This is a genomic window from Bradyrhizobium sp. CIR18, from assembly GCF_014198295.1.
GTDB lineage: Bacteria > Pseudomonadota > Alphaproteobacteria > Rhizobiales > Xanthobacteraceae > Bradyrhizobium.
The window spans coordinates 12,949-25,998 of the sequence record NZ_JACIHF010000023.1 but is presented as its reverse complement, the minus strand read 5'-3'; the positions used below and the strand labels follow the sequence as shown (position 1 = coordinate 25,998).

General features: G+C 66.5%; 11 protein-coding genes. 6 read left to right on the top strand and 5 right to left on the bottom strand.

From position 1 onward, the window contains the following. Positions 1 to 12 precede the first annotated feature (12 nt). From GGD65_RS37330 to GGD65_RS37320, 3 genes are all read left to right on the top strand, one after another. Positions 13 to 468 (top strand): VOC family protein, encoded by a 456-nt coding sequence (locus GGD65_RS37330; protein WP_183238428.1) that lies wholly within the window; start codon positions 13 to 15, stop codon positions 466 to 468. A 73-nt stretch (positions 469 to 541) separates the two neighbouring features. Then, a complete protein-coding gene (locus GGD65_RS37325) occupies positions 542 to 1,411 on the top strand; it encodes a ribonuclease HII (RefSeq protein WP_183238427.1) in 870 nt (289 codons plus the stop codon). 286 nt (positions 1,412 to 1,697) lie between these two features. Then, a complete protein-coding gene (locus GGD65_RS37320; protein WP_183238426.1) occupies positions 1,698 to 3,206 on the top strand; it encodes a glycosyltransferase family 39 protein in 1,509 nt (502 codons plus the stop codon). Positions 3,207 to 3,348: 142 nt separating this feature from the next. Here the strand turns inward: GGD65_RS37320 and GGD65_RS37315 are convergent, their stop codons facing one another. Further along, positions 3,349 to 4,155, bottom strand: coding sequence for a uracil-DNA glycosylase family protein (locus GGD65_RS37315; RefSeq protein ID WP_179735190.1), 807 nt, complete (start codon positions 4,153 to 4,155; stop codon positions 3,349 to 3,351). 247 nt (positions 4,156 to 4,402) lie between these two features. Between GGD65_RS37315 and GGD65_RS37310 the strand changes: the two genes are divergently transcribed. The 3 genes from GGD65_RS37310 (at position 4,403) to GGD65_RS37300 (ending at position 9,148) form a co-directional block, all read left to right on the top strand. Then, on the top strand, positions 4,403 to 6,064 hold the full coding sequence (locus GGD65_RS37310) for an electron transfer flavoprotein-ubiquinone oxidoreductase (protein WP_179735192.1): 1,662 nt from the start codon (positions 4,403 to 4,405) through the stop codon (positions 6,062 to 6,064). A 296-nt stretch (positions 6,065 to 6,360) separates the two neighbouring features. Further along, complete coding sequence (locus GGD65_RS37305) at positions 6,361 to 8,157, top strand: tetratricopeptide repeat protein (protein WP_018323347.1); 1,797 nt, start codon at positions 6,361 to 6,363, stop codon at positions 8,155 to 8,157. Between the two features lie 106 nt (positions 8,158 to 8,263). After that, a complete protein-coding gene (locus GGD65_RS37300) occupies positions 8,264 to 9,148 on the top strand; it encodes a 4-(cytidine 5'-diphospho)-2-C-methyl-D-erythritol kinase (RefSeq protein WP_179735197.1) in 885 nt (294 codons plus the stop codon). Positions 9,149 to 9,271: 123 nt separating this feature from the next. On the opposite strand, the gene GGD65_RS37295 is transcribed toward GGD65_RS37300, so the two are convergent. The 4 genes from GGD65_RS37295 to GGD65_RS37280 are packed head-to-tail and all read right to left on the bottom strand — an operon-like array spanning position 9,272 to position 12,624. Continuing rightward, complete coding sequence (locus GGD65_RS37295) at positions 9,272 to 10,144, bottom strand: alpha/beta fold hydrolase (RefSeq protein ID WP_183238425.1); 873 nt, start codon at positions 10,142 to 10,144, stop codon at positions 9,272 to 9,274. Positions 10,145 to 10,151: 7 nt separating this feature from the next. Next, the gene (locus GGD65_RS37290) at positions 10,152 to 10,784 is read right to left on the bottom strand and encodes a LysE family translocator (protein ID WP_183238424.1); all 633 of its coding nucleotides are present in this window, start codon (positions 10,782 to 10,784) and stop codon (positions 10,152 to 10,154) included. Positions 10,785 to 10,844: 60 nt separating this feature from the next. Further along, a complete protein-coding gene (gene fabF / locus GGD65_RS37285) occupies positions 10,845 to 12,107 on the bottom strand; it encodes a beta-ketoacyl-ACP synthase II (protein WP_183238423.1) in 1,263 nt (420 codons plus the stop codon). 1 nt (position 12,108) lies between these two features. After that, positions 12,109 to 12,624, bottom strand: coding sequence for a helix-turn-helix domain-containing protein (locus tag GGD65_RS37280; protein ID WP_183238422.1), 516 nt, complete (start codon positions 12,622 to 12,624; stop codon positions 12,109 to 12,111). Positions 12,625 to 13,050: the final 426 nt, after the last annotated feature.

Here is a 13,050-nt window from a genome sequence, read left to right as displayed (position 1 = left end):
AAGAGGCGTCGCATGGTCAAGGAACTTCACCCGCCGGTGCCGCGGCTCACTGTCATCACGCTTGGCGTCAGCGATATCCGTGCCAGCATCGCTTTTTACGACGCGCTCGGTTTTGCGCGCCGGCTAAAGGCGACCGGCGAGGCCGTCGCTTTCTACGATACCGGTGGCCCGGTGCTCGCGCTGTATCCCTGGGATCAGCTCTCGGCCGACGCGACGTTGCCGGACCGGCCGAGGCCATCGACCTTCCGCGGCATCACCATCGCCTGGAACTGTCGGACCCGAGAGGAGGTCGATGCGGTGCTGGCCTTTGCCCTCGGCAAGGGGGCAAAGCTGGTGAAGGCCGCGCACGAGACCCATTATGGCGGCTATTCCGGTTATTTTGCCGATCCCGACGGCCATCCCTGGGAGGTCGTGGTCGCACCCGGCATCGAGGTCGGCGAGGACCGGCGGGTGCATCTGGCGGAATAGGGCGGCCTGAATAACGGGAATTGCGCGGGGTTCCCGGTTGCGCCGGCCGGGCCGCTTGCGCACGATCCCCGCCATGATTCGGGACAAGTCCGCCAAGACATCCGCCACGACACCGGCCAAAGACGCGCCAAAGAAGGACGCTGCGAAGAAGGCAGCGCCCGCCAAGGCCGGCAAAGCGCCTGCGACCAAAACAACGACCGTTCCCGCAGGCAAGAAAGGCATCATCGCGGTCGCACCGCCGAGCTTCCGGCGCGAGCGCGCGCTGATCAAGCGCGGCGTCTGGCCGGTCGCCGGCTGCGACGAAGCCGGCCGCGGACCGCTCGCCGGCCCCGTGGTAGCCGCGGCCGTGATTCTCGACCCCGACCGGATTCCGCGCGGCATTGACGATTCCAAGCGCCTGACCGCCGAGGAACGCGAAAAACTGTTCGACAAGATCTGCGCCACCGCCCAGGTCTCGGTCGCCGTCGCCTCGCCCTCGCGAATCGACCGCGACAACATATTGCGCGCCTCATTGTGGGCGCTGAAGCGCGCCGTGGTGGCACTGCCGGAGGCGCCGAGGCACGTCTTCGTCGACGGCCGCGACCGGCTCGACACTCCTTGCGATTGCGAAGCCGTGATCGGCGGCGATGGCATCGTGCTGTCGATCGCGGCGGCCTCCATCATCGCCAAGGTGACGCGCGACCGCCTGATGTGCGCGCTGGCGCAGGACTGCCCAGGCTACGGCTTCGAGCAGCACAAGGGCTACGCCGTCCCCGAGCACCTCGACGCGCTCAACCGTCTCGGGCCCTCGGTCCATCACCGCCGCTTCTTCGCCCCGGTTGCGGCGGCGCGTGCCAAGCACATGCCGTGGACCGTCGAGCCGGTGCAGGATCTGTTTACGGTGACCGAGGTCGAGGTGCCGGTGGAGGCCAGCGTCGAGATCGACGCGTCGGCGGGTCTCTAACGGCTCTCTCCGCTGCCCTCTTCGCCTCTCCCGCGTGCGGGGAGAGGCCGCTTCCATCCGAGATGGGATGCGGGTGAGGGGCAGCCTCCGCGAGTCCATCTGTCACAGTGATTACCGACGCAGCCCCTCACCCCGACGCTCCCAGCGCGAGCGAAGCTCGTCGCGCCCCGTAAGAACGGGGAGAGGGAGCACACCGTCGTTGCCACGACGCGTGACGCCCCTTATCAAAGTGTTTGTGAGCGAATAGGGCCGGCTGGACGGGTTGGCTGCATCTTTCGGACGTTGCATGCGGTTTACCTCCCTGGTCATCGAGCTCATTCGCGCCCGGCCGCGGCTGATCGTCTGGATCGCCGTGCTGCTGCAGGCCGCGATGTGGCTGTTCGTGGCGCTGGTGTTCTACCGCAGCCCGCCCGGCAGCCTCGCGACGCTCCTGGCTTTCGGACGTGAATACCAGGTCGGCACCGATCTCGGTCCGCCCTTGCCGGTCTGGCTCGCCGACATCGCCTATCGCGCCGCCGGCGGCCACATGTTCGGCGTCTATGTGCTGGCCGAGCTCTGCGAGATCGCGACGTTCATTGCGCTCTATCATCTCTCCCGCGCCGTGGTCGGCTCGCAGCAGGCGGTGCTCGCGGTGCTCTTGACCATGACGGTGCTCGCCTTCTCCTCGTCGGCGCTCGACTTCGGCCCGCTTGTCCTGGCCCGGCCGCTGTGGGCGCTGCTGCTGCTGCACTCCTGGCAGATCATCGGCCAGCGCCGCGGCAATGCCTGGTTCGCCTGGTCGATCGAGGCCGGTCTCCTGCTGCTGACGACGCCCGCGGCGATCTTCCTGCTGCTGCTGCTCGTTGTCTTCGCGGTCTCGACCGCCGGCGGCCGCCGGACGCTGCGCGCGCTCGATCCGCTGTTCGCGCTTGTTGTCGTCGCGGTGCTGGCGCTGCCCTATGCGGTCTGGCTGATGCGTGCCGAGACGCTGGTGATGCCGGCCTTGCCGCCAGTTGCGGAGCTGAATGCCCGCGCCCTGCATGCGGCCTGGCTGTTCGGCGGCCTTGTGCTCGGGGCCGCCGCGATCCCGGCGCTGACCTTCCTCAACGCCGGCCTGTTCGCCGGCAAGGGCGAGGAGCCGCCGATCATCTATCGGCCGCCGGTCGAGCCGCTGGGGCGCAACTTCGTCTATTTCTTCGCGCTGGCGCCTGCGCTGGGCGCGGTGCTGATCTCCGGCCTGCTCGGGCTCGAGTCCGTCGTCGGCGGCGCCGGCGTCGTGCTGGTTGTGTCCGGGCTTGCCGTGGTGGTCGCAGCCGGCGATCTCATCGCGATGCGCCGTGCGCGGATGCTGCGGACGGTCTGGGCCGCCGCCGTCGTGGCGCCGGCCGTCGGCGTCGTGCTCGCCGTCCTGCTGCTGCCCTGGACCGGCACGAACGAGATCGCGACCTCGATGCCGGCGCGCGCGATCTCGGACTTCTTCGACGAGAGCTTTGCCCGCCGCACCAACCATCGCCTGCGTGCGGTGGCCGGCGAGACGCAGCTTGCGAGCCTGATCACGCTGCATTCCGGCCGGCCGCATCTCTTCATCGATGCCGACCCTGCGCGCACACCGTGGATCAACCAGGCCAAGTTCAGCGAGACCGGCGGCGTCGTGGTCTGGCGCGCCTCGGATACCGCCGGCACGCCGCCGCCGGACATCCTCAAGCGCTTTCCCGGCATCGTCCCGGAGGTGCCGCGCGCCTTCGAATGGCTGGTGACCGGTCGTCAGCAGCTCCTGCGCGTCGGCTGGGCCATCGTGCGGCCGAAGGGGACGTGAGCCGCACGCGTTGTTACGGACGCTGAAATCGTTGGGTGGTCAAAGGCGCAACGCGCCGTGCCCACGATAGGTGGTGGGCACGCTTCGCTTTGCCCATCCTACGAGAGCTGCGTGCCGCACCGTTCCGGGACACGAGAGCTCGCTAGCCCGCCAGCACCTTGGCGATCGCGCGCAGATCCTGCCAGGCCAGGCGCTTGTAGGACGGCGAGCGGAGCAGATAGGCCGGATGGAACGTCGGAAGCGCGCGGATGGTGCGCCCGCCGGCGTCGTAGTCGAACCAGCGCCCGCGGGTGCGCATGATGCCTTCGCGCGTTCCGAGCAGCGTCTGCGTCGAGGGATTGCCGAGCGTTACCAGCACGTCGGGATTCACCAGCTCGATCTGGCGCTGGATGAAGGGCAGGCAGATCTGCGTCTCCTGCGGCGTCGGCGTGCGGTTGCCGGGCGGCCGCCACGGAATCACGTTGGCGATGTAGGCCGTGCTGCGGTTGAGCCCGATCGCGCCGATCATGAGATCGAGCAGCTTGCCGCTGCGCCCGACGAAGGGTAGCCCCTCGATGTCCTCGTCGCGGCCCGGCGCCTCGCCGACGAACATGATACGCGCCTGCGGATTGCCGTCGGCAAATACCAGCCGCGTCGCAGTGTGTTTCAGCGCGCAGCCCTCGAAGCTCTGCATCAGCTCGCGCAGCGCTTCCAGCGTCGGCGCAGTGCGCGCGGCCTCGCGTGCGGAGGCAATTGCGATGTCCGGCGCCGGTGCGGCCTCGCCGCGCATGGCCGCGGGGGCGGCGACAGGACGAGGTGCCTCGACCGGAGGCGCCACGCGCGGGGCCGGCGGCGGCGCATCCAATTCCGCCAGGCGGTCGATCGGTTCCTCCGCGAGCGCGCAATCGACACCGGCCTCCAGATAGAAGGCGAGAAGCTCGCGGACGGTGGGTGCGGGTTCGGGTATCATGGGAAAGTCTGACTATTATAGCATAGCGTTTTCGAGCGAAGTGGCCACCCGGTTCGCGTGAAGAAAACGCGTCAAAAAAGATGGGACCTCCCCGGTTCTGGCCTACCAGAACCGGGGAGGTCCCGTTTAGGGCGCCTTGCACCCCCCTTGCACCCCGGCGAAACGCATTTCCGAGGTTGTCCTACCCGGAAAAATCGGAAACAAGAGGGCGCAAATGACCAAGGACCGTCTCAAGGGCTGAGATCAGATGAGCACCGAAGAACTTCCCCCGCGCGAATCCATGGAATTCGACGTCGTCATCGTCGGCGCCGGCCCCTCGGGCCTGTCGGCCGCGATCCGGCTGAAGCAGCTCAATGCCGATCTCAACGTCGTCGTGGTGGAGAAGGGCTCCGAGGTCGGCGCGCACATTCTCTCCGGCGCCGTGATCGACCCCGCAGGGCTCGACAAGCTGATCCCGGACTGGCGCGAGGATTCCGACTGCCCGCTGAAGACCCAGGTGAAGGACGACCGCTTCTACTGGATGACGGGCGGCGGCGCGATCAAGCTGCCGAACTTCATGATGCCGCCGCTGATGGACAATCATCACTGCTACATCGGCTCGCTCGGCAATGTCTGCCGCTGGCTGGCGCGCAAGGCTGAAGCGCTGGGCGTCGAGATCTATCCGGGCTTTGCTGCGGCCGAGGTGCTCTATGACGACGCCGGCAACGTCAAGGGCATTGCCACCGGCGACATGGGCATCGGCCGGGACGGCAAGCCGAAGGACTCCTTCACTCGTGGCATGGAGTTGCTCGGCAAGTACACGCTGTTCGCCGAAGGCGCCCGCGGCAGCCTGACCAAGCAGCTCATCGCCAAGTTCGCGCTGGATGCCAAGAGCGAGCCGGCGAAGTTCGGCATCGGCCTCAAGGAAGTCTGGCAGATCGATCCCGCCAAGCACCAGAAGGGCATGATCCAGCATTCCTTCGGCTGGCCGCTCGACCTGAAGACCGGCGGCGGCTCGTTCCTCTATCATTACGACGACAACCTCGTCGCCGTCGGCTTTGTCGTGCATCTCAACTACGACGATCCGTACCTATCGCCGTTCGACGAATTCCAGCGCTTCAAGACCCATCCTTCGATCCGCGGCACCTTTGAAGGCGGCAAGCGTCTCGCCTATGGCGCGCGCGCCATTACCGAGGGCGGTTACCAGTCGGTGCCGAAACTCAGCTTCCCCGGCGGCGCGCTGATCGGCTGCGCGGCCGGCTTCGTCAACGTGCCGCGCATCAAGGGCGTGCACAATGCGATGGGCACCGGCATGCTCGCGGCTGAACATGTCGCGGCGGCGCTGGCCGCCGATCGCGCCAATGACGAGCTCGTCGAATACGAGAATGCATGGCGCTCGTCGTCGGTCGGCAAGGATCTGTTCCTGGTCCGCAACGTCAAGCCGCTGTGGTCGAAGTTCGGCACCGTGCTCGGCGTCGCGCTGGGCGGCTTCGACATGTGGTGCAACACGCTGTTCGGCGCTTCGCTGTTCGGCACCCAGGCGCACGCCAAGCCCGATCGCGCCACGCTCGATCCGGCCAAGAGCCACGCGCCCAAGAACTACCCGAAGCCGGACGGCAAGATCTCCTTCGACAAGCTGTCCTCGGTGTTCCTGTCCAACACCAACCATGAGGAGGACCAGCCGGTCCATCTCAAGGTTACCGACATGAACCTGCAGAAGACCTCCGAGCACGACGTGTTCGCCGGTCCCTCGAATCGTTATTGCCCGGCCGGCGTCTATGAATGGGTCGAGGAAGGCACGAGCCCGCGCTTCCAGATCAACGCCCAGAACTGCGTTCACTGCAAAACCTGCGACGTGAAAGATCCCAACGGTAACATCACCTGGGTTCCCCCCGAGGGCGGCGGCGGTCCGAACTATGAGGCGATGTAAGAGCCGGCCGAGCACAAGGACCTGATCACGAGGGTGATCCGGCGCACGTTCGCGTGAGGACACCGCTGCGGCCACCGGTCGCGGCCACGATAAGGCCATACTGGCAGCGTCTTGGGACCGCTCTTGGCCGATTTAAGGCGTGCGGAGGGGATCGCCCGGCCCGAATCCTTGCGGCGAAGCGCCAAAAGCGGCATTGTCCGCCGGACGGTTCCGGGTCCCGATGCCACCGGCCGCGTTCGCATGCGATACGGCCCTCTGCTGCAAACCCAGGCACTACCAACTCAAGGCGAGCCCTGATGTTCTCAAATCGTTTCAACCGCTGGACTGTTGCCGCCATCGCCCTCATGGGCACAGCGATCGCGACCGTCCCCGGCAGGGTCCTGGCGCAGACGCCGGATCATCCGTCCGACACGGCGGCACAGTTTCCGACCCGAAACGATCTGAAGTCGCTCACCACCGCCGGCAGCTATCTCGCTGCCCGCCACGCCAGCGTCGAGCGCGACGCCGCCTCCGCCGCCGCCTTCTACCGCTCGGCGCTGCGCACCGATCCCAAGAACAACGAGCTGCTCGACCGCGCCTTCATCTCGTCGGTCGCCGACGGCGACATCGACGAAGCCGTCAAGCTCGCCGAGCGCATCCTCACCATCGACAAGACCAACCGCGTCGCGCGTCTCGTCGTCGGCGTGCATGATCTCAAGGTGAAGAAGTACGCGGCCGCGCAGACCAACATCAACCAGTCGATCCGCGGTCCGATCACCGACCTCGTCGCCACGTTGCTGTCGGGGTGGGCTGCCTATGGCGCGGGTGATGCCAAGGGCGGTGTCGCCACCATCGACAAGCTGGCAGGTCCCGAATGGTACCCGCTGTTCAAGGACCTTCACGCCGGCATGATCCTCGAGCTCTCCGGCAAGGAGAAAGACGCCGGCACCCGCTTCGAGCGCGCCTACAAGCTCGACGATTCCATGCTGCGCGTGACCGAGGCCTATGCGCGCTGGCTGTCGCGCAACAAGGATTCCGCCGCCGCGACCACCGTCTACCAGGCCTTCGACAAGAAGCTCGCGCGCCATCCGCTGATCCAGGAAGGCCTGCGCGAGACCAAGGCCGGCAAGAAAATGCCGCCGCTGGTCGATTCCGCCCAGGCCGGCGCCGCCGAAGCGCTCTACGGCATCGGCGCCACGCTGACCCGCCGCGGCGGCGAGGATCTGGCGCTGGTCTATCTCCAGCTCTCGCTCTACCTCCAGCCGACCCATCCGCTGGCGCTGCTCTCGCTGGCCGATCTCTACGAGTCCGTGAAGCGGCCGCAGATGGCGATCAAGGTCTATGAGCGCGTGCCGTCGACCTCGCCGCTCAAGCGCAACGCGCAGATCCAGCTTGCCATCGATCTGGATTCCGCCGACCGCACCGACGAGGCGATCAAGATCCTCAAGGGCGTTACGTCGGAGGATGCCAAGGACCTCGAAGCGATCATGGCGCTCGGCAACATCGAGCGCGGCCGCAAGAGGTTCGGCGACTGCGGCGCGACCTATTCGCTAGGCGTCGACGTGCTGCCGCCCGGCAACGACAAGGCCAACAGCGTCTGGTACTATTATCGTGGTATCTGCGAGGAGCGCTCCAAGCAGTGGGCCAAGGCCGAGGCCGACATGAAGAAGGCGCTCGAGCTCCAGCCCGACCAGCCGCATGTTCTCAACTATCTCGGCTATTCCTGGATCGACCAGGGCGTGAACCTCGACGAAGGCATGAAGATGATCAAGCGCGCCGTCGAGCAGCGTCCCGACGACGGCTACATCGTCGACTCCCTCGGCTGGGCCTATTACCGCATCGGCAACTATGAGGAAGCGGTGAAGAACCTCGAGCGCGCGATCGACCTCAAGCCCGAGGATCCCACCATCAACGACCATCTCGGCGATGCCTATTGGCGGGTCGGCCGCACGCTGGAAGCCAAATTCCAGTGGTCGCACGCGCGCGATCTCAAGCCCGAGCCGGAAGAGCTGCCGAAGATCGAGGCCAAGATCGCCAATGGCCTCGCTGACGACAATTCGAACTCTTCGGCCGCGCAGGCGGAAAAGAAGAAGGACGACGGCAAGGGCGGCTAGGCTTGCGCATGATCCGGACCCGAAGGGCCGCGCTAGCGCAAAGCGTGTAGCGGTTCTCCGACAAGATCATGCGCGACAAGGAACTGAAGTTGGGGGCGTGTCGCCGATGCCGGCGTTGATTGAAGAAGGACGGGCGAAGGTCAATCTCAGCCTTCGTGTCGTGGGCCGTCGTGCCGACGGCTATCATGATCTCGAAAGTGTGGTCGCGTTTGCCGACTGCGCCGATCGGCTGACGTTGGAGCCGGGCGGCGAGCTGAAGCTCGCCACCACCGGACCGCTTGCCGCAGCCTGCGGCGATACCGCGGACAATCTCGTCTTCAAGGCGGCCAAGCTTCTGGCCGACGCGGTGCCGAACCTGAAGCTCGGCGCCTTCGCGCTCGACAAGGTGCTGCCGGTTGCCGCCGGCATCGGTGGCGGATCGGCGGATGCGGCAGCGGCGCTGCGGCTCCTGGCGCGCCTCAACAATCTGTCGCTCGACGATCCGCGCCTGCAGAAGGTCGCGCTCGCGACCGGCGCGGATGTGCCGGTGTGCCTGCTCTCGCGCGCCTGCGACATGACCGGCGTCGGCGAGCAGCTGCTGCCGCTCGCACTGCCGAGCATGCCCTGCGTGATGGTCAATCCGCGCGTGCCTGTCGCCACCAAGGATGTTTTCCAGCAGCTGGGCCTGCGCAACGGCGAGCTCCTGGTCGGCGCCACCTCGGTTCTGGGAGCTCCGGCGTGGCCGGAGGAGGGCGGGTCGATCGCCGATTGGGTCGATGTTCTCGAAACCGTCGCCAACGATCTCGAAGCGCCTGCGCTGCGTATCGAGCCTGTCATCGGTAACGTGCTGGAGGCCTTGCGTGGCTCCGCCGGCGTCAAGCTCGCCCGCATGTCCGGCTCGGGCGCGACATGCTTTGCGATCTACGGCTCGCCCGCCGACACCCATGCCGCGGCCGAAAAGATCCGGCGCGATCATCCCGGCTGGTGGGTGCATGCGGGGACATTGAGCTGAGTCTCTCTCCGGGGACGGTGCCGTAGGGTGGGCAAAGGCGCTTTTGCGCCGTGCCCACCATCTTTCCGATACGGAGACAGATGCGTGGGCACGCTTCGCTTTGCCCACCCTACGGCACTCGAGCTAGCCGCTGCTCTCGCCGAGCCCAAGAAACCGCCGGATCTCGCTCAGCACCTCTTCCGGCTTGTCATGCTGCAGCCAGTGTCCCGCCCCGCCGATGGTCTCGATGCGCGCGTTCTGGAAATACCGCTCCAGGCCTGCGGCCCTGGCACCGGCAAGAAAACTTTCGCCGGCATTGAGCAGCAGCGTCGGGCAGGCGATGCGCGACCACAGCGCGACGTGATCGTCCGGCCAGAGCCGGTGCGGCGCGCTAGCGCGCTGATAGGGATCGAACTTCCAGCTATAGGTGCCGTCCTCGTTCTGCCGTGCGCCGTGGGTGGCGAGATGCAGCGCGAGGTCACGGGACAGGCGCTTGTTGTGAAGCACCATCTGTGCGGCCGCGTCTTCGAGGGTCGCATAGCGGCGCGGCGTGCGGTCATGCAGCCTGTCGAGCTGGGTCACCCATTTGCCGATGCGCTCATGTGCCGGCGGCTTCGGCGAGTCCGGCAGCATGGTCACGCCGTCGAGCACGACCAGCTTCGAGACCTGCTCGGGAAACGACCCTGTAAAGATCAGGCTCACCATGCCGCCCATCGAATGGCCGATGAGAGTGACCTCCGGCGCTGCGATGGTGCGGATGAGCTGGGTGAGATCGTAGACATATTCGGTCAGCGCGTAGCTGCCGCCGCGGGTCCAGTCGGAATCGCCATGGCCGCGCAGGTCGGGCGCCACCACGTGAAAATGCGGCTGCAGCGATCGGGCGATGACGTCCCAGCTCCGGCAGTGATCGCGGCCGCCATGGACCAGGATCAGAGGCGGCGCGCCCTCATTGCCCCAATCGGCGTAATGCAGCCGCAGGCCATGAGACTCGTAGAAGCGGCTTTGCGGGGCGAGCATCGGAGCGCTATCCATTCGCCGGCCGCCGCACCAGTGCCAGCGACAGGCCGAGGCCTGCAATGAAGACGCCGGAGCCCTGCGTGAGACGCCGCATCAGATGCGGCCGTCCAATCAGCTGCGTACGTGTCGCGGAGGCCATCAGCACCACGACGACGTCGGCGAGGGTGTTCAACGCCACCGAGATCGCGCCGAGCAGGATGAATTGCAGCGTGGGGCTCGATCCCGCGGGATCGAGGAATTGCGGAATGAAGGCGAGGAAAAACGCGGCGGTCTTCGGGTTCAGCGCCTCGACCAGCACGCCGTCGCGGAACGCGCGCTTGTCGCCGAAGGCTTCTCCCTCGAGCGACAGTGTGCGGCCGGCGCTGCGGAAAGTCTTGATGCCGAGCCAGACCAGGTAGAGCGCGCCGACGAATTTGACGGCGGCGAACAATTCGGCGCTGGCGAGAATGATTGCGGAGATGCCGAGGCTGCCCGCCACCACATGCACCAGCCCGCCCAGCGCCGTGCCCGCGGTCGATGCGAAGCCGCTGGCGCGTCCCTCCGACAAGGTCCGTGCCGCGACGTAGAAGATGCCGGGGCCGGGAGCGGCGGCAATGAGACAGGCTGCGGCCAGGAACAGCCAGAAATTCGTTTCGATCATCCTGTTTTGGTAACGGAGCGGGCTGCGATTGCAAGTCTTCTGGGCGCGGGGGGCTCTCGTTTAGCCCGTGCGGCGGAAGATCACGCTGGCATTGACCCCGCCGAAGCCGAAGCCATTGGAGATCGCGTGTTGCATCGGCATCGGCCGCGCGGCGCCGGCGACGATGTCGATGCCTTCAGCGCCCGCATCGGGGGTTTCGAGATTGAGCGTCGGCGGCGCGATTTGGTCGCGCAAAGCGAGCACGGTGAAGATCGCCTCGAGGCCGCCGGCGGCGCCGAGCAGATGGCCGGTGGCCGATTTGGTCGCGCTGACGGCGATGCCGCGGTTGCGGCCGAACAGCGCCGCGATCGCGCCAAGCTCGCTCTCATCGCCGGCGGGCGTCGATGTCGCGTGGGCGTTGAGGTGCTGCAGATCCGCCGGCGCAAGGCTCGCCTGCCGGAGCGCAATCTCCATGGCGCGGCGGGCGCCATCGCCGTCGGGCGGACCTGATGTCATGTGGTAGGCGTCCGCCGTCGTGCCGTATCCGATCACTTCTGCGATCGGCGTGGCGCCGCGCGCGAGCGCATGTTCCAGTTCCTCGATCACAAGAATGCCGGCGCCTTCGCCCATGACAAAGCCGTCGCGGTCGCGATCGAACGGGCGCGAGGCCCGCGCCGGCTCCTCGTTGGACCCGCTCGACAACGCGCGTGCCGCCGCAAAACCGCCGAGGCTGACGATGTCGATGCAGGCCTCCGCGCCGCCGCAGATCGCGATGTCGACTTCGCCTGACTGAATCATGCGCGCGGCATCGCCGATCGCCTGCACGCCGGCGGCGCACGCGGTGACCGGTGTGCCCAGCGCGCCCTTGTAGCCGTATTTGATCGAGACGTGGCCGGCGGCGAGATTGGCCAGGAAGGAGGGGATCGTGAACGGCGACAGCCGGCGCACGCCGCGCTGCTCGGTGATGCGCACCGCCTCCGCCATCGCAGGGAAACCGCCGACGCCGGAGGCGATGATCGTCGCGGTGCGCTCCAGCGCGGCAGCGTCCTGCGGCGTCCATTTCGCCTGCGCGATCGCCTCGGCGGCCGCGAGCAGCGCGAACAGGATGAAGCGATCCATCTTGCGCTGGTCTTTTGGCGCGGCGGCCTGCGCGGGATCGAAGCCGCCCTCGGCATCGTCGGCCTTGTCGGGCACGAGTCCGGCAATGCGCGCCGGCAGCGCCTGCGCCCATTCGGGCAGAGGGCGCAGTCCGCTGTGGCCGGCGAGCAGCCGGCGCCATGAGGTTTCGACACCGCAGCCGAGCGGCGATACCGCGCCCATTCCCGTCACGACGATCCGACGCATATTACTCTCCAGCCGGCGCGACGGCCGGGTTCATGGCCTTGAGTGAAGCGATCCGCTTGCGCATGCCGCGGCTTGCGCGGGGACCGGCGACGACGATCGTATTGGCGAGCGTGATCGGCTGCATGTCGGCAGCGTCGACCACGACCGGATTGAACGGGCGAGCGTCGCTCCGGTTCGCCAGCAGGATGGATTCGCCTTTGGGCGCGAGATGCTTGTTGCCGAAGGCGAGCAGCGTAGCGATCACCGGAAAGAAATCCCGCGCCTTGTCAGTCAGAACGTATTCGTAACGCGGCGGCCGCTCCTGATAACGGCGGCGCACGAACATGCCTGATGCGGTGAGATGGGCAAGCCGCCGCGACAGGATGTTCGGCGCAATGCCGAGGCTTTGCGAGAACTCGTCGAATTTCGTCGCACCCTGAAACGCATCTCGCAGGATCAGGATGCTCCACCATTCACCGACCGTCTCCACGGCACGGCCGACCGGGCATTCCAGGATCGAGGGGGATTTGGGCTGCATGGCGGGAAAGTAGGAGAGTCACTTGCAAAAAGCAAGTGACCGGGATGGACCACATGAGCGCTGACGGAGGCGGGCCGCACATCCGCAAAAATCTGTCACTGTAATTTGAAATGCGAATTGGCGAATGCCGGCTTCGCGCCATGCTCCGTCATTGCGAGCGCAGCGAAGCAATCCAAGCTCTCTCCCCGCGGAGGGATTCTGGATTGTTTCGCTGCGCTCGCAATGAAGGTGTTGATGCAGCTGGGACCTATCTCACCGGTGTCGTCCCGGCGAACGCCGGGACCCATAACCACAGGGAGTGGTTTGGCGAAGATTGGTTATTATGGGTACTCGCACCGACACTGTGTCGATAGATCACGCGGTGGGTCCCGGCGTTCGCCGGGACGACACCGAGTGTTTCGCTAGCGGTGCGCCGAAACTCAAAAA